Genomic DNA, 22,062 nt, shown 5'->3' on the forward strand with positions numbered 1-22,062 from the left:
TCCCTTCGTCCCTTTCCCCCTCCCCTCCCCCCCCCCCCCCCTCTGGCCCTGCGGGCCCCCCCCCCCCCCCCCCCCCCCCCCCCCCTCCGCCGTTTCCGGCCCCTGGGTCAGCGCCTGAGGCGCGCCCACGGGGTGAAGGTGAACACGGCGCCGCCGAGCAGGATCACCGTGCCGGCCACGAGGGCGAGGGCGCGCAGGGCGCCGTCGTCCTCGGCGCCGGTCTCGGCGAGGTTCCCGCCGTCGGAGCCACCGGAGCCGCTGCCGCTGCCCGAGCCCGAGTCGTCGCCCGAGCCGCCCGAGGCACCGCCCGCCTGCTTGCTCGTGTCCAGTTCGAGGGAGGCCTTGACGGCGCCCTTCACCTGGCACGGGATGTCCATCTTCGAGCTGCCGAGGGTGACCTTGATGGTCAGGGTGCCGGGGCTGAGCGTGGACGTGCCGGTCGCTCCGGGCTTGTACGTGCCCTTCATGTCCGGCAGGTTCACCGGGTCGCCGAGCTTCAGCGCGGTGGGGTTCGGGGGCCCCGAGACGTTCACCGTGCCGCTGTCGGCTCCGCCGATCCTGACCGCCATGGAGCCCTTCAGGGCGCCCGCGGGGAGGGCTGCGGGGCTGTTCATGACGCCCTTGGCCGTTTTGACCGTGAGGTCGTACACACCGCCGTTCTTCTTGGCGTCGATCGTCACCTTGCCGTTGATCGGGTCCGGGCCGGGTGCCGTGCAGCCGAACGTGACGGCGACCTCCTTGCCGGGGAAGGACGTCCCACCGCCGCCCCCGCCGCTCGCGCCGCCGCTGGAGGATCCACCGGAGGCCGAAGCCGAGCCCGAGGTGGAGGAACCGCCGGTGCCGCCGGAAGTGGTCGAGGAGCCGCCGGTGTTCGAGCCGCCGCTCGTGGTCGACCCGCCCGTGGTGCTGCCGCTCGCGTTGCCGCCCGACGTCGTCGTACCGCCGGTGGTCGTCGTGGAACCGCCGTTCGTGCCGCCCGTCGTCGTACCGCCGCCGCCGGCCGTGACCTTGATCGTGGCGGCGACCGGCACGGTCTCCTTCGGGGCGCACTTCGTGTCCGTCGACAGCGGCTTGGACACGTTGATCGTGTACTTGTCGGGGGTGAGGGTGATCTCGCCCGCCTTCGTCAGTTTCAGCTTCCCCTTCATCTCGGGCAGCACCATCGGGCTGTTCTTGGGGATCGGCGGGTTCTTCCGGGGCCCCTCCATCGCGACGGTGCCGGTCCCCGCGCCGCCCACGGTGAGGACACCGGTCGGCTTGACCGTGTCCGCGCCGAGGTCCAGGACGTCGGGGTTCTTCGAAGCGGCCTGGACCGTCTTCCAGACGATCTCGACCTCGTCGCCGACCTTGGCCTCCGCCGGTGCCGTGATCAGCACCTTCGTCGTGCCCTGCACGGGCGGAAGCCCGGAGATGGACGGCGGGATGCACTCCGTCTTGTACGAGACCTCGGCGGCCTGGGCGGGGCCGGCGGAAATCAGGATCCCCGCGCCGCCGAGCATCAGCGCGACTCCGGCCGCGCTCATCCTCCGTTGCGTACTCACGCATGTCCCTTCGTCGTCGGGCTGCTCTCTGGGGCTGACGGTGCGGAGTCAGGACTGAACCACGGCAGGACCGCGGTCGGTTCGTCGTCCCCCGGGCCCCGGAGCGCGGGATCGCGCGCGGGGCCGGGGGCACGTGTACGGAGCCGGGCCAGGAGACCGGTCCGGGCCGGGGGGCGGGTTCGGGACCGGGGCCGGGTCCGGGGCCGGGCGGGGCCCGTCGCCGGGCGGACCCGGTCCACCACGGCCATCCCGATCCGGAACAGCGCCGCCGGGACGACCACGGCGAGCAGCAGCCAGAAGAGCGTCACGCCCCAGGGCCTGCCGACCCCCCACGGCTGCTCGACCAGGACCTTGCCCGCGTACCGCACGGAGACCTGGTAGTCGCCGTGCGCGCCCGCCGTCAGTTCGACGGGGAGCCGGACGAGGGCCTTCTTGCCGGGGGCGATCGTGCCGCGCCACTGCCGTTCCTCGTACTGCGGCGCGAACACGCCGTGGCTGGAGCCGACCTGGAAGACCGGGTCCTTCACGGGGGCGGAGCCGAGGTTGCCGACGGTGAAGACGATCTGGCGGCTCGGCGGCGCTCCGAACCAGGTGAGGAGGCCGCTGGAGCCGTCGAGGCGCACGGCGGCGAGCACGGCGAGCCGGCCGTCGCCGGAGGCCTCGGGGAGCGGCGCGACGGGATGCCCGGCGACGGTGAACTCCCGGTCGACGGCGTCCTGCCGGCCGGTCACCCCGGCGACGTGCACCACACAGGGGCAGGGCTTGGGCGGTTCGGCCACGGGGAGCTTCGCGCTGAAGCCGCCCCGGGCGTCGACGGTGGCGGCCCGGCCCTCGGTGTTGGCGCAGGAGTTGGTGCCGCCGATGACGCCCTTGTCGGGCGTGGCCTGACCGCAGATCAGCAGCATGAGCAGCGCGCCCGGTTTCCAGCCGCTGCCGCTGACGGTGATCTCGCCGCCCTTGCCGCCCTCCGGCTGGGAGAGCTCGACGGCGGGGCCGGGGGCCGCGGCGGCGGGGGCGGCCGGGAGGAGACCGAGGGCGAGCACGGTCACGAGCGCCGCCGCTGTACGTATCCACCTCATGTGTTCGCTCCCGCCGGGGCTCGCTGGGTACGGGACCTGCCGCGCCGCCGCACCGCGTATCCGCCGCCGCCCGCCGCGAGCAGCAGCAGTCCGGCCGCCCCGGCGAGCGCCGGGCCCGAGGCGAAGGCGGCCTCGGCGCGGGCGGTGGCCGGGGTCGCGCCCTCGGCGGTGGCGGTCAGCCGGACGGTGACGGAGTCCAGGGCCGGCGGGTCGGGCCATGCTTCGGTGCGGGTGACCCGCTGACCGGGCTTCAGGGTGAGCGGCAGGGGGCGGTCCGGCCGGTCGAGGACGGTGCCGAGGACGCCTTCGGCGCGCACCGCGAGGTGCGGGGCGAGGACGGTGGTGCCCCGGTTGACCAGGGTGTAGCGGAGGGCGCCGGTCGCGGTGTCGACGTGGACGTCCTCGACGGTGAGCGCGGCGAGGCGCGGGCCGCTGACCCGCAGCCGCAGGTCGACGCGTATCTCGCGGCCGGCCGCCGAGGCCCGTACCTCCCCGCGGTGTTCGCCGGGCGGGGTGTCCGCGGTGACGGTCACGGCGAAGGGCACGTCCGCCCGGGTCCTGGCGGGCACGGTCACCGTCCGGGCGGCGAAGGACACCGGTGCACCCTGCCCGCTGAGCCGTACGGTGAGCGGCCGGGCGCCCGGGTTGGTCAGCGACAGGGTGTCCTGGAGGACGCTGCCCGCGGGGCCCTCCAGATAGGCGTACGGCCGCCCGGCGGCCGGCGCCGCCGTCCAGGAGGCCCGGGCGTCGGTGGAGGCCGCGGCCCGGACGTCGGAGGGGGGCGCGGCCCGGGCGCCCGGAGGCGCCGCCGCGACCGCGCCGACGAGGGCGGTCGCGACGGCCACGAGTCCGGTGCGTGCCGCCGTCCGCATCAGCGAGCCGTGCGCCGCGTGAGCCAGAGGACTCCGGCCGCACCGGTGAGGAGGGCGGTGCCGCCGAGGGTGCCGAGGGCCACGGCGGAGTCGAGCGGGCCGGTCTTGGGCAGTTCGGCGCCCGTGGTCCCGCCCTCGCCGCCCTCGTCGGCGGGCGGCGGGGTGTCGGAGCCGCCGGAGAGCCCCGTCACCTCCAGTTCGAGGGCGGGCGTCGGGTTGTTCTTCGGGGTGCAGACGGCCGCGTCCATACCGAGCGCGTGCACGGTCAGGGTTCCGGCGGTGAAGGTCACCCTGCCGTTCTTCTTCGGGGTGTACGTGCCCGTCAGCGTGCCGATGCTGATCGGGGTGTCGGGCGGGATGGCGGCGGTGTTCGGCGTTCCCTTGACCTTGACGGTGCCGGAGTCGGCGCCGCCGAGGACGAGGTCGGCGCGTGGTGTCATGACGCCCTTGGGCAGTTCGACCGGGCTGTCGGAGACGCCCTTCTCGAACGACATCGTGATCGTGTACGTGCTGCCGTTCCTGACGGCCTTGATGTCGACGGGCGAGACGGCGTTCTTGGGCCCGATCTTCGTCTCGCAGGCGTAGTCGACGTCGACGACGGCCGCCTGGGCGGTCGGCGCCCCGGCGAGCACGGCCGCGCCCGCCACCGCGACCGCCGCCGTGAGCGCGGCGGTCGTTCTCCTCCGGTTCGGCTCCTTGGACACCCCGAGCACCCCTCACCGCAATAAAACTGACGGTCTTTCAGATTGGGCGCCAAGGTACGCCCGGGGCCTTGCGGAGGGAAGAAGAGGGACGGTGAAAGTCCTAGGCGGGTGCGGAGAGTTCGGCCCAGACCGTCTTTCCGGCGGCGCCGGGGGTGCGCTCGATGCCCCAGTCGAGGCAGAGGCGCTGCACGATGAACATGCCGTGGCCGCCCGGCCGCCCCGACCGGTGCGGGGTGCGGGGCGCGGGAGCTCCGGCGCCCCGGTCGGTGACTTCGAGGCGCAGGACCTTGGGCAGGCGCAGGACGCGGAGGCGCTCGGGGCCCTCGGCGTGCAGGCAGGCGTTGGTGACGAGCTCGGAGACGACGAGCAGGACGTCCTCGGCGGCGGCTCTGCGGTCGGCGGTGGCGGCCGGCAGCCAGCCCCACTCGTGGAGTGCGGACCGTGTGAAGTCACGGGCGAGCGGCACGGTGCCGCTCGTCTCGCCGAGGGCGAGCGTACGGACGTCGGAAGCTTGGTCCATCAGCGCTTCACCTCACCGATCGACGGGACAGAGGGCGGGACGTACGGGCGGTGCGGGGCCGGGGCGTGGGGGGGCGGGCCCGGCCGGAGGCCTCAGCCGGGCAGGGCTGTGGCGAGTGTCTCGTGCACGGTGAAGACGGCCTCCGCGCCCGTGATCTGGAACACCCGGGCCACCGCGGGCCGCATCCCCACGAGATGGACGCCACCACCGGCGGCCTCCGCCCTCAGTCGGGCGCCGAGAAGCACGTTGAGTCCGGTCGAGTCGCAGAACTCCAGGCCCGAGCAGTCGACGACGAGCCGCGAACGGCCCTCGTCCAGCGCCAGGTCCAGGGGGGAACGCAGCAGTTCGGCCGTGTAGTGATCGAGCTCACCCACCGGGGCGAGGATTTCGCTCTCGTCCGCGGTCCGGACCTCGACCCGCAACCGCGCGGGCGGTGCGCTGCCGATGTTCTCGCGGTCCATGGCCGTGCCTCTTCTCGCTCTCGCGGATGCCGACTGACGTGCTTCGAACCCTACAAGCGGGGCACCCTCCGATGCACACGAGGTCCACCACATAACGGCACAAAGCGGATTATCGATACTTGCGGCCTTCGATGTCGAGCAGGTAGGGCTAGGAGGGAACACCCGACACGACCGGCCTCGGAGGCGCCGCAAACCGCAGCAGAACCCCACGAAGGAGACCCATGTCACCCCGGCTCGACGCCCCGCGTACCCCCGACGCGCCGTCGGCAGCGTTCCCCCACGACCATGCGCTCGGTCACCCCGCCGAGTCCCCCCACGCGATCTCCCCCGAGCTCCCTCACGACCGGGCGCTCGGACTCCCCCTCGACCGGCCGCTCGACGACATCGGACCGGTCGACGCACGCGCCCTGTCGAAGCAGCTCTTCGCCCGGCTCGCCGAGCTCGAAGAGGGCACCCACGACCACGCGTACGTCCGCAACACCCTCGTCGAACTCAACCTGGCCCTGGTCAGGTTCGCCGCCGCGCGCTTCGGCACCCGCAGCGAGCCGATGGAGGACATCGTCCAGGTCGGCACCATCGGCCTCATCAAGGCGATCGACCGCTTCGAGCTCACCCGCGGCGTGGAGTTCCCCACCTTCGCGATGCCCACGATCATCGGCGAGATCAAGCGCTTCTTCCGCGACACGTCGTGGTCGGTGCACGTGCCCCGCAGGCTCCAGGAGCTGCGGCTCGACCTCGCCAAGGCGGGCGACGCGCTCGCCCAGCGCCTCGACCGCGCCCCGACCGTCGCCGAACTCGCCGAGGAACTCGGCATCGCGCCGGAGGAGGTCGTCGAGGGCATGGCCGCGAGCAACGCGTACACCGCGAGCTCGCTCGACGCGCAGCCCGACGAGGAGGAGGGCCCCGGCGGCGAGGCCACGCTCGCCGACCGGCTGGGCTACGAGGACCACGGCCTCACCGGGATCGAGTACATCGCCTCCCTGAAGCCGATGATCGCCTCGCTGCCCGCCCGCGAGCGTCACATCCTCTCCCTCCGCTTCGTCTCCGGCATGACCCAGTCGGAGATCGGCACGGAGCTCGGCATCTCGCAGATGCACGTGTCCCGGCTGCTCGCCCGCACCCTCGCCAGGCTGCGCCGGGGGCTCACTCTGGAGGAATGACCTCCACCGGCTTCCCCGAGCCGCCAAAATGGCTGCGGAAAGGGCCCGTTCACGGTCTTTCGACCCGTGACGGGCCCTTCCGCGTGCCACGTCCCGGGCCGCGACCGCGGCAGCTCGCACGACCGACCGCACGACCGGAACGCCTTGTTGACGCGGCGTCCGGATTGGGCCACATTGAGCCCGGGGTTTCAGGGGGGAATCACATGTTTTCTGCGTACGCGGAACTGGAAGAACGCATGCGCGGCCGGCTCGGAGGCAGGGAGTGCCTCTACGTGCCGTCGTGCCGCTTCGGGCTCTACCTCGCGCTGCGGCACTGGTGCCGGCCCGGCGGCAAGGTGCTGATGTCGCCGGTCAACGACGACGTCATCTTCTTCGTCGTGCTGGCCGCCGGGCTCCGCCCCGTCCAGGCGCCGCTCGACCCGCGGGACGGCTCGATCGACACGGCCGCCGTGCCCGAGTCCGTCTGGCGGGACCTCTCCGCCGTCCTCACCACCAATCTGTACGGGAACCCGGACCCGGCTCCCGAGCTGCGAGGCCACTGCGACCGGCTCGGCATCCCGCTCATCGAGGACGCGGCCCACGCGATCGGCTCCACCGTCGGCGGGCGCCCGGTCGGCACGTACGGCGAGGCGTCCGTCTTCAGCCTCTCGAAGCACACCGGCGCCAAGACCGGCGGCTTCCTGACCTTGGCCGACCCGGCGCTGCGCGAGGAACTCGCGGCCGCCCGCGAGGCCTTGCTGCACCCGATCCGCCCCACCGCCGAACTCGCCCACCTCGTACGGCCGTACGCCGAGTCCACCCTGCGCGGACTGCGCCTGGCCGGGGCCGCGCGGGCGGCCGTCCGGCGGCTCGGCCTCGAGGAACGGGAGGAGATCCGGATGCCGCTCCGCGCCGAGGAGCTGGCGCGGGCCCTCACGGCGGCGCCCGCGCTCGAACCCTTCCACTCCTGGGTCCGGGTCGACATGCACGACTACCGGCTGCGCCCCGGAGCCGGCCGGCTCCGCCGCACCACCCGCAGGTTCGCCCGGCTCGACGACGTCCTCGACGCCCACCGGGCGGGCACCGCCCGGCTCCTGGCCGGCGAGTACGGCACGGCGGAGGTGTTCCCGGGCGGCGTGCCGGAGGAGTCCCCGGTCGGCCCGCCGCAGCCGCTCTACCGGGTCCCGCTGCTCGTCGACGACCGGGACGCGGCCGTCGCCGCCCTCGCCCGGCGCCGGATCACCACCGGCTACCTCTACGACCCGCCGCTCGACAGCTACGCGGGAGAGGCCTTCACGGACCCCTCCCCCGCGCCGGAACCGGCCGCCTGGTTCGCCCGGCACGCCCTCCCGGTGGACCCGCGCCGCGCGTCCGAGGCCCTCGCGGTACTGCGCGGCGCCGGGATCCGCCCGGCGCGGCCGTCGATGGTCCCCGGCGGGTCACGGTGACGGAGACCATACGGCTGCGGGGGTCCGACCGGGACGACGCGGCCGGTACGACGGGAACAGCAGGTACGGCGGGCATGGCGGGAACAGCGGGTACGGCGGGCATGGCAGGCACGGCGGGTACGGCAGGCACGGCGGGTACGGCAGGCACGGGGGGTGCGGCAGGCACGGGGGGTGCGGCAGGCACCACGCGCCATGAACCGGCGTCGACCGAGGCGAAGAACGGCGAACGGCTCGGCAAGGGCGGCTCCGGCTCGGGTTCGGGCTCCGACTCGGGCTCCGAGTCAAGCTCGGCTTCCGGCTCCGGCTCCGGCTCCACCGACGACTCCATGTTCCGCAACGCCTACGCCCTGATGCTCTCCACCGGTGTCTCCGCGGCCCTCGGGCTCGGCTTCTGGCTGATCGCCGCCCGCTACTACTCGGAGGAGGCCGTCGGCCAGGGCTCCGCCGCCATCGCCGCGCAGCGGATGCTCGCCTCGATCACGGCGACCACCCTGTCCGGCGCGGTCGTCCGGTACGTGCCCCGGGCCGGCCGGGCCACCGGCCCGCTGGTCGTGCGCCTGTACCTGTTCAGCACGGTCGTCGTCGCCGTGGCCTGCGGGATCTTCCTGCTCACCCTCGACCTCTGGGGGCCCTCGTACGCCCCGCTCGGCACCGTCTCCGCCGGGATCTTCTTCACCGCGTCCGCGGTCGGGTGGGCCCTGCTCACCCTCCAGGACGGGGTGCTCACCGGACTGAGACGGGCGATCTGGGTCCCCGTCGGCAACGCCGTCTTCTCGCTCGGCAAGCTCGTCCTGCTCGTCCTGCTCGCGACCGCCGTGCCGATCCTCGGCGTCTTCGTCTCCTGGGCGGCGGCGATCGTGCTCTCCGTACTGCCGCTGGGCTGGCTCGTGTTCCGCCGGCTCATCCCCCAGCAGGCCCGCGCCGACCGGGACCGCGAGCCGCCGGGCATGCGCGAGATCGGCCGGTTCATCGCCGGGGACTCCGTCGGCGCGTTCTTCAGCCTCGTCATGATCAGCCTGCTGCCGGTGATGGTCGCCGTCCGCTTCGACGCCGCCCACAACGCCTTCTTCTACACGGCGTACACCGTCGGCGGCACCATGGAGTTCATGGCCATCAACATGGCCTCCTCTCTCACCGCACACGCCTCGCACAGCCCCGAGTCCCTCGCCGAGGGGGTGCGGGGCGCGCTGCGCCGCATGGTGCTGCTGCTCGTCCCCGTCGTCCTCGTCCTCGTCGTCTTCGCACCGCTGATCCTGGCCCCCTTCGGCCAGGGCTACGCCGACAACGGCTCCACGGTGCTGCGGCTGCTCGCCGCCGGGGCGCTCCCCCGGGTCGCCGTGGAGCTCTACATCGGCGTACTGCGGGTCCAGGGCCGTACCGGCATGCTCGCCGTCCTCCAGGGCGCCATGTGCGTCCTCGTGCTCGGCAGCGCGACCGTGCTGCTCGGCCCGTACGGCATCAGCGGGGCCGGGATCGCCGTCCTCGGCGCGATGACCCTGATGGCGGTGGCCTGCGTGCCCGGCCTGCGGGCCACCCTCAAGGGCCGGACACCGGCCGAGCGCCCCCGGGCGGCGGCCCGGGTGAAGGAGCGCGAGGAGGACGGGTACGGGACCAACTGGGCGCGGGAGAGCGCCTATCTGCGCGGTGCGCACGAGTCGGTGACGCCTGCCTTCGGCATCCCCGTGTACGTACCCCGGCCGCGCGACGACGAGCCCGCGGACCCGCCGGCCCGGCCCCTGCCGTCCTCGGCGTCCCGCCAGGGGACACCGGACACGCCCGACCGGTGGGGGACCTGGCTGTGGCTGTCGCTCGGCCTGGCGGCCGGTCTCTTCTGGTTCCCGCTCGCCCGGTCCGGCGAGCTGGACGTGGCGACGCTGTCCGGCACCGGACTGCTCGCCGCGCTGCCCCCGGTCACCCTCCTCGCCGGGCTCCTCCTGGTCGCCCTCCAGGGCGCCGCCGTCGGACTCCGGTTCTTCCGGCCCACGTTCGCCGCGGCGGTCCTGCTCGCCACGTTCCTGGCCCTGCACACGGCTCCGCCGCTGCTCGGTCTGCCGCCGGCCGACGCCGCGGGTCCGGGGGCCACGCTCCTGGGCGAGGGCGTCGAGCGGGCGGTCGTCCCGATCGCGCTGCAGGCCCTGAGCCTGCTCCTGACGGCCGTGCTGCTGCGGGTGGTCGGGGTGGGCTCGCGGGTCACGGTCGGTGTGGTGTGGGTGCTCGTCTGGGCGGGCTGGGCGGGTCAGCAGGCCTTCGCCACCGCCCCGCTCCCGCTCTTCCTGGGCCTGGCCGGCGGCACGATGGCGGTGTGTGCCTTCCGGGGCCTGACGTCGGGGCGCCGGTGAGCGCCCGCGCCGGTCAGCGGTCCGGCACGTCCTGGCGGAAGTACGGGTCCCGACCGGCGGTCCGGTAACCCTCCAGGCCGGGACCGGAGTCGACGGTCAGATCGCAGCCGGGCCCGGGAACGGCCCGGTTCCAGTGCACGTACGCCCGCGCCTCCGGCAGGGTCGGCGCCACCTTCGGGATCGCGGTGTACCAGTCGCGCTGCCGCTCGGGCCGCTTCGGGTCGGGTGCGGTGGAGAACTCGGAGAGCATGACCGGCTTGTCGTCGGAGATGTTCTTGCGGAGCCAGTCGTAGCCGGGGCGCTGGCTCCTGTCGAAGTCGAGCCAGTCCGGCGACTTGTGACAGAGGTAGTAGTTGTACTGGTCCATACCGATCCAGTCGACGTAGTCGTCGCCCGGGTAGAGCGCCTTCATCTGCTCGGCGTTGCCGGTCCAGCCGGAGACGGTCCACACCCACACCACGTTGGTGACGCCCAGCTTCCGGAAGCGGTCGTGGAGGTGGCGGTAGGCGGCGACGTACTCCTCCGGGGTCCCGGCGCCCTCGGGGATGCGGAAGTCCGCCTCCTGGTCGAAGGAGAAGAAGACCCGCTTGCCGTACTCCTTGATCCGCCGGGCCTGCGGGTCGATGACGGAGGTGTCGTACTTCCCGGAGGCGATGTTCTTCCAGCCGAGCTGTCTCTCGGTCCAGCCGGCGTGGTGCTTCTCCGTCCACACCGTGGACTCCCAGGCCAGCATGAGGAGGCGCTCGCGGCCGAGTTCGCGCTCGTCGGGGGTGAGCAGTTCGCCGTCGGCCTTGCTCCCCGACATGTCGTGGTACGTGTACACGAGGTCGAGCTTGCGGCCGATCTTCTTCTCGAAGGCGTACACGGGCCGGGTGAGCGAGCTGTCCTCGTCGTACGGGATGTACGCGCCCCACCAGGCCCCGCACGGGGCGACGAGGGTGGCGTCGGGGGTGCACCGGTCGTCGCCCTCGGCGAGGGTCGACCAGACGCCTATGCCGGCGGTCAGCGCGCCGACGGCGGCGAGCGCGACCGCGAGCCGGGTCCAGGGGCCGCTCTGGGCGTGCCGCCCGGTCATCCGCCCCCACCGGCCGCTCGTTTGCGGAACTGCGGCGCGCGGAACCGGAGCGTGCGGGTGCCGGAGGGCCGGGCGCCGTCGCGCTCCACGGCCCCGCGCGTGGCGGCGGGCAGCGGAACTCCGGGCAGGGCGGCGACGATGCTCACGAAGAGGGCGAGGACGACGAGGAACACGGTCAGCGAGAAGGCCTTCGCCAGGAACAGGGTGGTCGCGACGAGGGTGGCCACGGACAGGCTGACCGGCGCGGCCAGCGCCAGCGCCTCGAGACGGGCGCCGGGGCGCAGTCCGAGCGGCTGCGGGAGCAGCAGGGCCAGGCCCGGCGCGAGGACCACGAAGGCGAGGACGGGGATCCAGCGCGCCGGGGAGCCGCCGGGGAACGCGGTCGCCGCGAGGGCGACCCATCCGGAGGCCGCGAGCGCGGCTCTGCGCTGGACGCGCGGGGTCAGGCGTGGGTGGGCCATGGCGTACCTGCTCCTCGTACGGGGTGGGCCGACGGGAGTGTCGTCGGCGGGGTGTGCGGCCGGTGGTGGCGGGCGGGTGCGGCCTGTGGTGGGCGTGTCCGGCCGGTGGTGGGCGGGCGTGTTCAGCCGGTGGTGGTGGGCCGGTAGCGCAGGACGAGCCCGTACCGGTTCTCCTCCACGACCGCGAACAGCGGTGATGCCTTGAGCGCCTTGCCGAGGCGGTCGAAGCCGCCCTCCGGGAGGTAGCCCTCGCCGATGACGGCCTCGCCCTGGGTGGGGGTGAGGATCACATAGGCCGGGCGGCCCGCGGGGATGCCGCCGGCGAGATAGCCGGCCGGGTCCTTCAGCATGCGGAGGTTCTCGTCGACCTCCTGCTCGGTGAAGAACCAGCGCTCGTACTGGTCGTAGCGGTAGTACGAGTCGGCGAACGCGCCGGTCGCGGCGAGGATGAGCGCACCCTCGGGCGCCCGGTCGAAGGCGCGGCGGGTGAGCGCGGTCTCGCCGGGCGGTGCGTAGTGCATGCCCTCCTTGCCGTAGTACGAGGGCAGGAAGCCGGCGAGCATGGCGACGAGGGTGAGGGGCAGGGCGACGGTTGCCGTGCGGCGGGCGACGGTGGCGGCGCGGCTCGCGGCCCCGGCGGCGGGGACGAGCGCGGCGGCCGCGAAGAAGGCCGCGCCGGGAAGGCCGAAGAGATAGACCCGGAAGATCATCTCGCCGCCGTAGTCGTTCACGGCGAACATCGGGAGGGGTGCCGCGGCGACGAGCAGCAGCGGCAGGGCGCTGCGGACCAGCCTGCGGCGCAGGAGCACGGCGGCGGCGGCGAGGCCGCCGAGGGCGAGCACCATCAGGATGTTGGCGCTGCCGACGAGTTCGGGGCCCGGTCCGGTGGGGTCGCCCGCGAAGCCGGGGCGCGAGTTGCCGAGCAGGTCGCCGGCCTTCTCGCGCAGGGTGCCGAGCGTTTCGAGGAACAGCTCCCGGCCCATGGTCAGGTTCCAGACCAGCATGATCAGGCCGGAGACGGCGAGCAGCCCCAGGTTGCGGTAGCGCCGGGTGAGGCAGAGTGCGGAGAGGCTCGCGCAGAGCATCACCGGGGTGAGCTGGTGCGAGGCGTTGATGGTGGCGATGACCGGGACGAGGAAGAGGACGGCGACGGCCCGCTGCCGGGTGGTCGTGGGCGGCGGCACGGCCGCGGCGGCCGGGTCGAGCGTGGCGCGGTCGCGGAGCGGTCCCGCCGAGCCGGGCAGGACGAAGTGCCGGACGACGACGGCGAAGACGGTGAGGTAGAGCAGGTACGAGAAGCCCTGCGGGGAGAGGTAGTCCTGACCCACCCAGTTCGCGAGCTGAAAGATCCACACTCCGGTCCACACGAGACGCCAGTCGTCGCTGAACGTGCGGTAGACGAGGATCAGGACGGGAACGGTCAGCAGGCCGAGCGCGACGGGCGCCCAGTTGATGAACGAGGCGGCGGCGTCCACGCCGAAGGCTCGGACGAGGGCGGCGTCCAGCGAGAAGAAGCCGGGCCACTGGTCGTAGGCGGACATGCCGCCGGAGAGCTCGGTCCCGGGGTGGACGGTGCCCTGGTCGAGCAGCCTGCTGATGATCGCGTCGTGCTTGGACGCCCAGGCGTAGCGGACGGTGTCGTACAGGATCGCGGGCGGCGCCTTGAGGGCGACGAGCATCGCCGCGCAGTAGGTGGCCGGCCAGAGGGGAGCGGTGCCGGCGCGGCGCAGGGTGATGACGAAACCGCAGGTGAGGACCACGAGAGCGGCATAGAAGGTGAGCGGGAAGCGGTCGAGGAGACCGAACTCGTCCATGCTCCGGAAGTCGATGCCGGGCAGCGCCCAGAGCCAGAGGGCGCCGGCGACGAGGAGGGGGACGAGGTTGAGGGCGTCGGGGGAACGGAGGGCGGCGGCGAGCCGGTCACGGGGGGCGGTGGCCCGCGCCCCTGCCGCCGGGCCCGTGACCGCCCGCTCTCCTGCTCCTGCGGTCGGCTCCCCCGCCGCCGGGTCCGTGGCCGCCCGAGCCCCTGCCTCCGGGACCGTCGCCTCCCGCTCCCCTGCCGTCGTCGGGTCCGCTGCTGCCCGCTCCCTCGCCTCGCGGTCCTCCGCCTCCCGGTCCGTGGCGGAGGGCCGCGATGGCTCACCGCTCCCGGTCACCGGTGCGGGCCCCTGACGCTGCACGGCCTCTCCCCCCACGAACTGTCCCTTTCGCCGAAGTACAGGAAGGTACTTCGGTTTTGTTCGGGCTTTCAACTGCCGGTCGGATCGCCGGAGTTGTCGATCTTCGGACACCGGGGCTCAGCCGGCGAACCCGGGCCCCTTCACCAGGGCTCGGGCCCTGCGGTACATGCGCCAGCCGACCGTGGGCAGAGAGTCCGGGTACGGCGCCGCCTTCGCGCCGCGCCCCTCCATCCACTGCTCGATGTCGGCGACGGTGTGGCCGCGGCGCAGGATCAGCCGGGCGATGCGGTAGATCTCGTCCGTCCCCGAGCTGAGCGCGTGCCGGACGGCGACGGCCGAGGTGTACCCGGCGGCCGCGGCGGCCCGCCGTACGGCCGGGCTGTTGTAGCCGTGCGGATAGGCGAGATGGCGGACCTCGTGCCCGAGGACGTCCTCCAGCACCGCCTTGGACTCGCGCAGTTCCCGGCGGAGCGCGGCCGGCGCGAGGGTGTCGAGCTGCGGGTGGGTGGCGGTGTGCGCGCCGATCTCCATCCCGTACTGCTCCAGGAGCGGCGCCTGGGCGAGGGTCATCATCGGCGCGGGCGGCAGCAGACAGGGCCGGCCGCGGGTGATGGCCCCGGTGGTGAGGTACGCGGTGGACGGCAGGCCGCGGGCGGCGAGGGCCTCGGCGGTCGGCCCCACCAGATCGGCGAAGCCGTCGTCGAAGGTGAGGACGACGGGCCGGGGCGGCAGCGGGGCACCGGTGGCGAAGTACGCGGCGAGGGTGCCGACGGTGATCGCGGTACGGCCGCTGGCGACGACCGCGTCGAGCTGGGCGGCGAACTGCTGCGGCGAGACGGTGAATTCGGCGATCCAGTCCGGGGGATCCTCCATCACGGCGTGGTAGAGGAGGACGGGTATGCGGGAGCGGGCGGTGGTGCCGGTCATCGGGTCACCGCCGAACCACCGCGCGGCGCCTGCGAGCGGGCCTCGGCGCGGGCCTGCGTACGGGCCCGCGTACGCGCCTTCGCGTATCCGATCGGGCCGTAGAGCATGCCGCGCCGCTCCAGCCGGGACAGCGAGGCGGGCCAGGGGTGGTGCTGGGTGCCGTGCTCGCCGGGAACGCCGCCCTCGGACGTCTCGCCCCGCCGGGCGGTCATGGTCCGGGCGTACGCGAGGCCGCGCGGCAGCCGGGCGAGCAGGGCGGGCAGCAGGCGGGGGCTGCGTATCAGGGTGGCGGTGAGGTACGCGGTGAGCCCGGCACCGTAGCCGTACGCCTGGTTCCGCAGGTCCTGCCAGGTGTCGCGGTGGTGGTGCCAGACGAGGGCCTCGGAGGTGTAGCGGAGGCGGAATCCGGCGGCGAGGACGGCGACGAAGGCGTACAGGTCGTCGCCGCCGCGGGCGGCGGTCCCGGTGCCGGTCGCCGGGTCGAAGCCGCCGGCCCGGCGGAGGGCGTCGGCGCGGAACGCCATGTTGGCGCCGGAGCCGAAGCTCCCGGCGGTGAAGGGGAAGAGCGGCTCGTCGGCGGGCGGGTGCGCCGGGTCGTAGAGCCGGGGTGCGAAGCCCTTGGCGAAGCCGCCGTGGGATTCGAGGAGGATCTGGGCGGGGGTGCCGAGGCGGGCGGGCAGGATCAGACCGGTGACGCAGCCGAGTCCGGGATCGGCGGTGAAGGGCGCGGTGAGGGCGCTCAGCCAGCGCGGGTCGGCGATCACGTCGTCGTCGGTGAAGGCGACCACGGCCCCTTCGGCGGCGGCGAGGCCGGTGTTGTGTGCGGTGGCGAGGCCGGGGGTGTCCTCGCGCACGTACCGGACGCGGTCGGCGTGCTCGGCGTACTTCCGGGTGACGAGCTCGTGGGTGTCGGTGGTGCGGGGCGCGTTGTCGACGACGATCAGCTCGAAGTCCGGGTGGTCCTGGGCGAGCAGCGAGTCGAGGGCGCGGGCGAGGGACTCGGGGCGCTCACGGGTCGCGACGACGACGGAGGCGCGCGGCGGAGCGGGCGGGTCGAGAACGGGCGGCCGGGCGGCGGCGAGCCGTTCGGCGTCGGTCCCGGGCCGCCCCGCCCCGGCGAGCCGCAGCCGGGCTAGGGCGGCGAGCACCTCGGCGGGGTCCTCACCGGTGGGGACGGTCCCGACGACGGTGGCGGCGGGCCGCCCCCGGAGCCGTACGAGCGCGTAGACGTCACCGGGCACGACGGCCGGCGCGCCGGGCGCGGGCCGGAAGCCGAGGACGGGCCCGTCGGGCGCGTCGAGATCGAGCTCGGCGACGGAGAGGGGCCGGGGGGCGGGGGTGCTGCTCATCGGGGGTCTCCCCAGAGACGTACGGAGGCGGGTGCGGCAGGTGGGACGAATGGGGCCTGCTCGGTGAGCGGGACGGGCGGGGCGTGCTCGGTGAGCGGGACGGGCGGGGCGTGCTCGGTGAGCGGGACGGGCGGGGCGTGCTCGGTGAGCGGGACGGGCGGGGCGTGCTCGGTGAGTGGGACGGGCGGGGCTGATGGGGCGCGATCGGCGAGCCGGGTGAGCGGGGTGGGTGCGGCGGGTATGCGCCGGCGCGCCCGCGTGCACGGGCTCGGTCACGGGCTCAGTCACCCGCGCGGGCGCGGTCACCGACGCGGCCGACGGCGGTGCGGTGGGGCCGACGGTGGCCCCTCAGGCGGGCGAGACCGTTGAGGACGGCGCGCCCCCGGGCCGCGACCGCGGGCCGGGTACGGACGAAGCGGTGCACACGCAGCGGGGGCTCCCGGCGCAGCCAGTGGGCCCCGCCCAGCACACCCGGCCGGACGACGGCACCCTCGTGCACCGTCAACTCCCCCGTCTTCAGCGAGTCCTTGTACTCGGCTGCGCCGCGCCCCAGGTCCAGCATCCCGATCCCGGCGGCGGCCGCGGCCTCGGCCATCCGCAGATGGAGGACGAGCCCCGGCGAGTACTTCGCGAACTCCGGGTCGTACGCCGGGAACCAGCAGGACAGCACGGTCCTGGACCGCAGTCCGAAGTGGGCGGCGACCGGGCGCTCCCCCACGTACAGCACGGACAGCACGCCGGAACAGCCGGGCGTACGGAGCGTGTGCAGGCGGCGGACGAGCGCGCTGATCCACTCCCGGGCGAAGCGGTCGCCGCGGCCGGTCCTGCGGTACTGGGCGGACTTCCACGCCATGAGGGTGCGCAGGGCCGCCGGATCGCGCTCGTCGAAGACGAAGCGCACCTCGCCGTCCGCCTGCCGGCCGAGCTTGCGCTCCTTGGCGAGGGTGGTCCTGAGGAACTTGGGCGACTGGACGCGAAGCAGCGCCTCGTAGGCCGCGTACCCCTCGCCGACGTCGATCACCGGCGAGGCGAACGACTCGGTGGCGGCACCCTCGAAGACCGGCTGCCCGTCCTCCAGGTTGTCGAACTCCCAGACGGCGAGACCGCAGGCGCGCAGCAACACCCGTGCGTCCGGCCGCAGTCCGGAACGCAGGACGGCTCCCTGACTGTCGGAGACCCCGAAGCCGATGGCACGGCCCCCGCCGAACAGGCCCTTCTCGTACGGGAAGAAGCCGACCGGTTGCCCGTCCTCCCACCAGACGGCGACCCGCGAGCGCGGGCGGACCTCGGCGACCGCGCGGGTGAACTCCGGCTCCATGAAGGGATTCGCGGGCCCCCCGGCTTTCGCGCGCAGTTCCCGCCAGGACTCGATCTCGCGCTCGCCCAGCTCCCCCGGCCGCACGACGCGCACGCTCACAGCACTCACCTGCCGACCCCCCGGTCTACCCCCTGAGCACTACCAGGACAGGACGGTACCGGTCCGTGGTCACCCGCGGCAGGGATACTGGGGCTTTCCGTGACCAACCCGTGAAGGAGGGGACATGACGGGGATCCGTGATGATCAAGGGGCTCGCGGGGTGGACGGGTTGGAGATCATCGGCTGGGGCAGGACCGCGGACGTGTACGCGCTGCCGGGGGACGACGCGTGGGTGCTGCGGCGCAACCGGGACGGCGGCGACACGGCCCGGGAGGCCGAGGTCATGACGCGGCTGACGCGCCACGGCTACCCGGTCCCGGCGGTGCTGCGCGCGGAGGGGCCCGATCTGGTGATGGAACGCCTCGCGGGGCCGTCGCTCCTGGACGCCCTGCTGGCCGGCACGTACGAACCGGAACCGGCGGGCGCGCTGATCGCGGAGCTCCTGGCGAGGCTGCACGCGCTGCCGGGGTCACCGCCGGCACATCTGGACCTGCACCCCGGGAACGTCCTCCTGACGGCCGACCGGGGACCCGTCGTCATCGACTGGGAGACCGCCGAGGAGGGCCACCCGCCGGGCCTGGACCACGCGATGTCGGCGCTGCTCCTCGCGGAGGTGGCGGTCTCCCCGGCCCCGTACGCCCCGGGCGCCCGGGCGGGCCTGGCCACGCTCCTCTCGGCCGCGACGGCCCCGGTCCTGCCGCACGTCGGCACGGCCCGGGTCCGCCGTGCGGCGGACCCGAACCTGACGGAGGGGGAGAGGGCGACGCTGGGCGCGGCGGCGGACCTGGTGACAGAGCTGGCGGCACCCCGGGCGGCCTGAGCGGGCGGCGCCCCGGGCCGCCTGGGCGACCCGGCGAAACCCGGTGGCCCGGCGCCCGGCCCCGCCGCTACCGTCGGGGGCCCGCAGACCTCGCCCGCGGCTGCCCTGTGTGAGAGAGAGTGAACCCGTGACCGCCGCCCACCGCCCGACGACGACCCTGTGGCGCCCCACCGGCCCGATCGAGCTGGATCTCGTGCGGGAGCTGGAGTGGCGGGCCTGGCCGCCGCGGCTGCCCGAGCAGCCGATCTTCTACCCGGTCCTCAACGAGGAGTACGCGGTGATGATCGCGCGGGACTGGAACGTCAGGCACAGCGGCGTCGGCTTCGTCACCCGCTTCGAGGTCGACACGGAGTTCCTGCGCAGGTACCCGGTCCAGCAGGCGGGCGGCCGGACGATCCTGGAGCTGTGGGTGCCGGCGGAGGAGCTCGACGAGTTCAACGCGCACATCGTGGGCGAGATCGAGCTGGTTCACGAGTTCCGCTGAACGCGGCTCGCTAGGGTGCGGTCATGGGAGCACTGACGACCACCGTCCGCGAGCCGCGCCTGCCGTTCGGGAGCCACCGATGACGATCCGCCGCGCGGTCCCCAACCTCCACACCGCCTCCCTCGAGGAGAACCGTGACTTCTACGGGCTGCTCGGGTTCGAGGCGGTGATGGACCACGGCTGGATCACCACCCTCGCCTCCCCGTCGGCCCCCGCGGCGCAGATCAGCCTGATGACCCACGACCTGACCGCCCCGGTCGCCCCGGACCTGAGCGTGGAGGTCGACGACGTGGACGCGGCGTACGCGGCGGTCCGGGCGTCGGGCGCCGAGATCGTCCACCCCCTGACCGACGAACCCTGGGGCGTGCGCCGCTTCTTCACCCGCGACCCGGACGGCCGCGTGATCAACGTCCTGAGCCACCGGTCCCAGCGGCCCGACGCGGCTGCCGGTGCCGCTAGTTCGAAAGCGCCAGGCGGACGCCGAAGGCCGCGATGACCGTGCCCGTGAGGCGGTCCAGGTAGCGGCGGGCCCTGGGCTTGCGGAGCTGGTCGCGGAGGAGGCGGGCGAAGGCGATCAGGACCGTGGACCAGAGCAGACCGAGGAGGATGTGTTCACCGGTGAGGAGGAGGCCCATGGTGAAGTGGTCGCCGCCCGTCGGCAGGAACTGCGGGAGCACCGCCACATAGAAGGCGCCCACCTTCGGGTTCAGCAGGTTCGTGAGCGTTCCCTGGCGCCAGCCGACGGCCAGGGAGTCCTCGGCCGTCGCGTGCCCCTCGTCCGCCTCGCCCGTCGCCGGGAGGCCGCGGAAGGTGTTGCGGAGCATCTGGAAGCCGATCCACACCAGGTACGCGGCACCCGCCCAGCGCAGGATGTCGTACGCCGTCTGCGAGGCCGTGAGCAGCGCCGTCACGCCCAGCGAGGTGAGCGCGCCCCACAGCAGGGTGCCGGTCTGGATCCCGAGGACGACTCCCCAGGCCCGCGCGCGGTGGCCGAGGGCGGAGGTGCGCAGGATCAGCGCGGTGTCGAGGCCGGGGGTGAGGGTGAGCAGCCCTACGACGAGGGCGAAGGACCAGAGAGCCGTGGTGGGTTCCATGGAGTGTCAGGATATCCCGCACCCCGGGCCGCGCCTCAGCCGCGGCGCTTCACGTCCGTGCAGTACACCGCAGGATGGACGCCGTACGGGTCGAAGGTCGTGCGGGTTCCGTCGTAGGTGCCGTCGATGCACAGCTCGCCGCCTCGGAGGTCGAGGGTGAACTCGACCTTTCCGTCGGCTTCCACGGGGCTGTGGACGCGGTGGGCGAAGCCGTAGCCGATCTCGCCGAGGGCCTTCTCGACATGGGCCGCGGTCGGGTCGCCCGTGCCGTCCAGTGCCTTCGCGATACGGCTGCCGTGGCGAAGGGCGGCGCACTTCTCGGTGTCGCCCAACTCGACCTCCTGACGCACGCGGTCGAAGTTCCAGGCGGTGTCGGCGGGCGCGGGCATGTCGTCGAGGGGAACGGGGACTTCCGAGTCGCCGGGGCGGGGCCCCGGGGCCTGGGGTTCGACCGGCACCGGCGCCGACCGCTGCGGTTCGCGGCTCGGGGGCACGGCGGGGAGGTCCTCGGAGCCCTTCTCGCACGCCGCGGCGACCTCCATCACGAGGCTCATGAGTCCGAGCGCGGCCCTCTGGTCCTCGGCGGTGAGGGCGGGGTCGTCCATGGGGTCGGGTCTCGCCTCCGTGGGCGTGGGCGTGGCGGTCGGCTTCACGGCCATGGCCGCTCCCGCCGTCGCCTCGCCCCTCGCCCCCTCCGTGCCGCAGGCCGTGAGCGCGAGGGCGCACAGCGCCGCCGCGATCACGCCGCCGAGTCGCTTGTTCTTCACGATGGTCGAGCGCTCTGAAGTCATGCCCGCAGTCTGTTCGCGGCGGGCGGGGCCCCACCTGAGTACGACTACTCAACTGCCGCCCCCGCGTGCTCAGACCACCCGCACGCCCGCCCGCCAGACCTCCGTCACCAGCGGAACGCCCGGGCGGTAGGCCAGGTGCACGTGGGACGGGGCGTCGAGGAACGTGAGGTCCGCGCGCGCGCCGGGCGTCAGCCGGCCGACGTCCGTGCGGCGCAGGGCCGCCGCGCCGCCCGCCGTGGCCGACCAGACCGCCTCGTCGGGGGTCATGCCCATGTCCCGTACCGCGAGGGCGATGCAGAAGGGGACGGAGGACGTGAAGGACGAGCCCGGGTTGCAGTCCGTGGACAGGGCGACCGTCACGCCCGCGTCCAGGAGACGGCGGGCGTTCGGCCACTGCGCACGGGTGGAGAACTCCGCGCCCGGGAGGAGGGTCGCGACCGTCGATCCGTTCGCCAGCGCGTCCACGTCGGCGTCCGTCAGGTGGGTGCAGTGGTCCGCGCTCGCCGCGTCCAGCTCCACCGCGAGCTGGACGCCGGGGCCGTACGTGAGCTGGTTCGCGTGCACCCGGGGGTGCAGGCCCTTCGCCATGCCCGCAGTCAGGATCGCGCGCGCCTGGTCGCCGTCGAAGGCGCCCTTCTCGCAGAAGACGTCCACCCAACGGGCGTACGGGGCACACGCGTCCAGCATCTCGCCCGTCACCAGGTCCACATACGCGGCCGGGTCGTCGGCGTAGTCCGGGGAGACGATGTGCGCGCCGAGGTACGTGACCTCGTCGGTGTGCTCGGCCGCGATGCGCAGCGCACGTGCCTCGTCCTCGACGGTCAGGCCGTAGCCCGACTTGGTCTCGAAGGTCGTCGTGCCCTGGCGGAGGGCCTCGCGGAGGTAGCGGGCGACGTTCGCCGAGAGCTCGGCGTCGGTCGCCGCGCGGGTCGCCGCGACCGTGGTGCGGATGCCGCCGGCCTCGTAGGCCTGGCCGGACATGCGGGCGTTGAACTCGGCGGTGCGGTCGCCCGCGAAGACGAGGTGCGAGTGGGAGTCCACGAAGCCGGGGATCACCGCCCGTCCACCGGCGTCGACCCTGTTGTCAGTGGCCGGTGCTTTGCTGGATTCACCGACCCAGACGACGCGGTCGCCGTCGACGACGACGGCCGCGTCCTGGATCAGGCCCAGGGCACTTCCTCCCCCACTCTCGAACTTGCTCGAGCGGGGGGACCCCGATCCGAGGGAGGGATCGTTCGTGACGAGGCTGGCGATGTTGACGATGGCGGTGGCGGCCTTCGCCACGGCGCTGTTCGCGCTCGTGGGGGCGGAGCTCGCCACCGGGTTGTTCGTCGCCGCGGGGCCGGTGTTCATGGTGAGGG

At 73.9% G+C, this 22,062-nt stretch carries 21 protein-coding genes; 6 read left to right on the top strand and 15 right to left on the bottom strand.

Going from position 1 to position 22,062, the window contains the following annotated elements:
* Window positions 1-107: 107 nt before the first annotated feature.
* The 6 genes from ACZ4XX_RS26650 to ACZ4XX_RS26675 form a co-directional block, all read right to left on the bottom strand.
* Entirely contained in the window at window positions 108-1,523 is a 1,416-nt protein-coding gene (locus ACZ4XX_RS26650) for a hypothetical protein (protein WP_468510396.1), read from the bottom strand.
* A gap of 14 nt (window positions 1,524-1,537) precedes the next feature.
* Entirely contained in the window at window positions 1,538-2,620 is a 1,083-nt protein-coding gene (locus ACZ4XX_RS26655; protein WP_468510397.1) for a hypothetical protein, read from the bottom strand.
* A complete protein-coding gene (locus ACZ4XX_RS26660) occupies window positions 2,617-3,492 on the bottom strand; it encodes a hypothetical protein (RefSeq protein WP_468510398.1) in 876 nt (291 codons plus the stop codon). The genes ACZ4XX_RS26655 and ACZ4XX_RS26660 overlap by 4 nt, the downstream gene beginning before the upstream one ends.
* Window positions 3,492-4,196 (bottom strand): peptidase, encoded by a 705-nt coding sequence (locus ACZ4XX_RS26665; RefSeq protein WP_468510399.1) that lies wholly within the window; start codon window positions 4,194-4,196, stop codon window positions 3,492-3,494. Before ACZ4XX_RS26665 ends, ACZ4XX_RS26660 begins: the two co-directional genes overlap by 1 nt.
* 100 nt (window positions 4,197-4,296) lie before the next feature.
* Entirely contained in the window at window positions 4,297-4,716 is a 420-nt protein-coding gene (locus ACZ4XX_RS26670) for an ATP-binding protein (RefSeq protein ID WP_468510400.1), read from the bottom strand.
* A gap of 92 nt (window positions 4,717-4,808) precedes the next feature.
* Window positions 4,809-5,177: an STAS domain-containing protein gene (locus ACZ4XX_RS26675; protein WP_468510401.1), complete on the bottom strand. Its 369-nt coding sequence runs from the start codon at window positions 5,175-5,177 to the stop codon at window positions 4,809-4,811.
* 221 nt (window positions 5,178-5,398) lie between these two features.
* On the opposite strand from ACZ4XX_RS26675, the gene ACZ4XX_RS26680 reads away from it, so the two are divergent.
* The 3 genes from ACZ4XX_RS26680 (at window position 5,399) to ACZ4XX_RS26690 (ending at window position 10,103) form a co-directional block, all read left to right on the top strand.
* Window positions 5,399-6,337, top strand: a complete 939-nt coding sequence (locus ACZ4XX_RS26680; RefSeq protein ID WP_468510402.1) for an RNA polymerase sigma factor SigF — start codon at window positions 5,399-5,401, stop codon at window positions 6,335-6,337.
* Window positions 6,338-6,573: 236 nt separating this feature from the next.
* Complete coding sequence (locus tag ACZ4XX_RS26685; protein ID WP_468510450.1) at window positions 6,574-7,764, top strand: DegT/DnrJ/EryC1/StrS family aminotransferase; 1,191 nt, start codon at window positions 6,574-6,576, stop codon at window positions 7,762-7,764.
* Complete coding sequence (locus ACZ4XX_RS26690; protein WP_468510403.1) at window positions 7,761-10,103, top strand: lipopolysaccharide biosynthesis protein; 2,343 nt, start codon at window positions 7,761-7,763, stop codon at window positions 10,101-10,103. The genes ACZ4XX_RS26685 and ACZ4XX_RS26690 overlap by 4 nt, the downstream gene beginning before the upstream one ends.
* A 13-nt stretch (window positions 10,104-10,116) precedes the next feature.
* On the opposite strand, the gene ACZ4XX_RS26695 is transcribed toward ACZ4XX_RS26690, so the two are convergent.
* The 6 genes from ACZ4XX_RS26695 to ACZ4XX_RS26720 all read right to left on the bottom strand — a co-directional run bounded on the left by ACZ4XX_RS26695 (window position 10,117) and on the right by ACZ4XX_RS26720 (window position 17,512).
* Complete coding sequence (locus tag ACZ4XX_RS26695; protein WP_468510404.1) at window positions 10,117-11,178, bottom strand: glycosyl hydrolase; 1,062 nt, start codon at window positions 11,176-11,178, stop codon at window positions 10,117-10,119.
* Entirely contained in the window at window positions 11,175-11,639 is a 465-nt protein-coding gene (locus ACZ4XX_RS26700) for a hypothetical protein (RefSeq protein ID WP_468510405.1), read from the bottom strand. Before ACZ4XX_RS26700 ends, ACZ4XX_RS26695 begins: the two co-directional genes overlap by 4 nt.
* 122 nt (window positions 11,640-11,761) lie before the next feature.
* Entirely contained in the window at window positions 11,762-13,819 is a 2,058-nt protein-coding gene (locus ACZ4XX_RS26705) for a hypothetical protein (RefSeq protein ID WP_468510406.1), read from the bottom strand.
* 117 nt (window positions 13,820-13,936) lie between these two features.
* Window positions 13,937-14,746 carry a polysaccharide deacetylase family protein gene (locus ACZ4XX_RS26710; RefSeq protein ID WP_468510407.1) on the bottom strand — a complete coding sequence of 270 codons (810 nt, stop codon included), beginning with the start codon at window positions 14,744-14,746 and terminating at the stop codon, window positions 13,937-13,939.
* The gene (locus tag ACZ4XX_RS26715; protein WP_468510408.1) at window positions 14,743-16,095 is read right to left on the bottom strand and encodes a glycosyltransferase family 2 protein; all 1,353 of its coding nucleotides are present in this window, start codon (window positions 16,093-16,095) and stop codon (window positions 14,743-14,745) included. The genes ACZ4XX_RS26710 and ACZ4XX_RS26715 overlap by 4 nt, the downstream gene beginning before the upstream one ends.
* 280 nt (window positions 16,096-16,375) lie before the next feature.
* Window positions 16,376-17,512, bottom strand: coding sequence for a GNAT family N-acetyltransferase (locus ACZ4XX_RS26720; protein ID WP_468510409.1), 1,137 nt, complete (start codon window positions 17,510-17,512; stop codon window positions 16,376-16,378).
* 124 nt (window positions 17,513-17,636) lie between these two features.
* Here ACZ4XX_RS26720 and ACZ4XX_RS26725 point away from each other — a divergent pair, with 124 nt between their 5' ends.
* The 3 genes from ACZ4XX_RS26725 to ACZ4XX_RS26735 all read left to right on the top strand — a co-directional run bounded on the left by ACZ4XX_RS26725 (window position 17,637) and on the right by ACZ4XX_RS26735 (window position 19,312).
* Window positions 17,637-18,332 carry a phosphotransferase gene (locus ACZ4XX_RS26725; protein ID WP_468510410.1) on the top strand — a complete coding sequence of 232 codons (696 nt, stop codon included), beginning with the start codon at window positions 17,637-17,639 and terminating at the stop codon, window positions 18,330-18,332.
* Between the two features lie 127 nt (window positions 18,333-18,459).
* Window positions 18,460-18,816, top strand: a complete 357-nt coding sequence (locus tag ACZ4XX_RS26730) for a hypothetical protein (RefSeq protein WP_468510411.1) — start codon at window positions 18,460-18,462, stop codon at window positions 18,814-18,816.
* Between the two features lie 79 nt (window positions 18,817-18,895).
* Window positions 18,896-19,312: a VOC family protein gene (locus ACZ4XX_RS26735; protein WP_468510412.1), complete on the top strand. Its 417-nt coding sequence runs from the start codon at window positions 18,896-18,898 to the stop codon at window positions 19,310-19,312.
* On the opposite strand, the gene ACZ4XX_RS26740 is transcribed toward ACZ4XX_RS26735, so the two are convergent.
* The 3 genes from ACZ4XX_RS26740 to hutI all read right to left on the bottom strand — a co-directional run bounded on the left by ACZ4XX_RS26740 (window position 19,272) and on the right by hutI (window position 22,054).
* Window positions 19,272-19,910: a LysE family translocator gene (locus ACZ4XX_RS26740; protein WP_468510413.1), complete on the bottom strand. Its 639-nt coding sequence runs from the start codon at window positions 19,908-19,910 to the stop codon at window positions 19,272-19,274. The two genes, ACZ4XX_RS26735 and ACZ4XX_RS26740, sit on opposite strands and share 41 nt — an antisense overlap.
* 35 nt (window positions 19,911-19,945) lie before the next feature.
* The gene (locus ACZ4XX_RS26745) at window positions 19,946-20,701 is read right to left on the bottom strand and encodes a hypothetical protein (RefSeq protein WP_468510414.1); all 756 of its coding nucleotides are present in this window, start codon (window positions 20,699-20,701) and stop codon (window positions 19,946-19,948) included.
* Window positions 20,702-20,770: 69 nt separating this feature from the next.
* Window positions 20,771-22,054 carry an imidazolonepropionase gene (gene hutI, locus ACZ4XX_RS26750; protein WP_468510415.1) on the bottom strand — a complete coding sequence of 428 codons (1,284 nt, stop codon included), beginning with the start codon at window positions 22,052-22,054 and terminating at the stop codon, window positions 20,771-20,773.
* Window positions 22,055-22,062: the final 8 nt, after the last annotated feature.

Source organism: Streptomyces sp. NPDC029956, from assembly GCF_055574655.1.

What these genes read in the sequence shown, in the direction of transcription:
- ACZ4XX_RS26650 (WP_468510396.1), bottom strand. Translation starts at nt 1,523, where the DNA reads ATGAGCGCGGCCGGAGTCGCGCTGATGCTCGGCGGCGCGGGGATCCTG.
- ACZ4XX_RS26655 (WP_468510397.1), bottom strand. Translation starts at nt 2,620, where the DNA reads ATGAGGTGGATACGTACAGCGGCGGCGCTCGTGACCGTGCTCGCCCTC.
- ACZ4XX_RS26660 (WP_468510398.1), bottom strand. Translation starts at nt 3,492, where the DNA reads ATGCGGACGGCGGCACGCACCGGACTCGTGGCCGTCGCGACCGCCCTC.
- ACZ4XX_RS26670 (WP_468510400.1), bottom strand. Translation starts at nt 4,716, where the DNA reads ATGGACCAAGCTTCCGACGTCCGTACGCTCGCCCTCGGCGAGACGAGC.
- ACZ4XX_RS26675 (WP_468510401.1), bottom strand. Translation starts at nt 5,177, where the DNA reads ATGGACCGCGAGAACATCGGCAGCGCACCGCCCGCGCGGTTGCGGGTC.
- ACZ4XX_RS26680 (WP_468510402.1), top strand. Translation starts at nt 5,399, where the DNA reads ATGTCACCCCGGCTCGACGCCCCGCGTACCCCCGACGCGCCGTCGGCA.
- ACZ4XX_RS26685 (WP_468510450.1), top strand. Translation starts at nt 6,574, where the DNA reads ATGCGCGGCCGGCTCGGAGGCAGGGAGTGCCTCTACGTGCCGTCGTGC.
- ACZ4XX_RS26695 (WP_468510404.1), bottom strand. Translation starts at nt 11,178, where the DNA reads ATGACCGGGCGGCACGCCCAGAGCGGCCCCTGGACCCGGCTCGCGGTC.
- ACZ4XX_RS26700 (WP_468510405.1), bottom strand. Translation starts at nt 11,639, where the DNA reads ATGGCCCACCCACGCCTGACCCCGCGCGTCCAGCGCAGAGCCGCGCTC.
- ACZ4XX_RS26710 (WP_468510407.1), bottom strand. Translation starts at nt 14,746, where the DNA reads ATGACCGGCACCACCGCCCGCTCCCGCATACCCGTCCTCCTCTACCAC.
- ACZ4XX_RS26715 (WP_468510408.1), bottom strand. Translation starts at nt 16,095, where the DNA reads ATGAGCAGCACCCCCGCCCCCCGGCCCCTCTCCGTCGCCGAGCTCGAT.
- ACZ4XX_RS26725 (WP_468510410.1), top strand. Translation starts at nt 17,637, where the DNA reads ATGACGGGGATCCGTGATGATCAAGGGGCTCGCGGGGTGGACGGGTTG.
- ACZ4XX_RS26735 (WP_468510412.1), top strand. Translation starts at nt 18,896, where the DNA reads ATGACGATCCGCCGCGCGGTCCCCAACCTCCACACCGCCTCCCTCGAG.
- ACZ4XX_RS26740 (WP_468510413.1), bottom strand. Translation starts at nt 19,910, where the DNA reads ATGGAACCCACCACGGCTCTCTGGTCCTTCGCCCTCGTCGTAGGGCTG.
- ACZ4XX_RS26745 (WP_468510414.1), bottom strand. Translation starts at nt 20,701, where the DNA reads ATGACTTCAGAGCGCTCGACCATCGTGAAGAACAAGCGACTCGGCGGC.
- hutI (WP_468510415.1), bottom strand. Translation starts at nt 22,054, where the DNA reads ATGAACACCGGCCCCGCGGCGACGAACAACCCGGTGGCGAGCTCCGCC.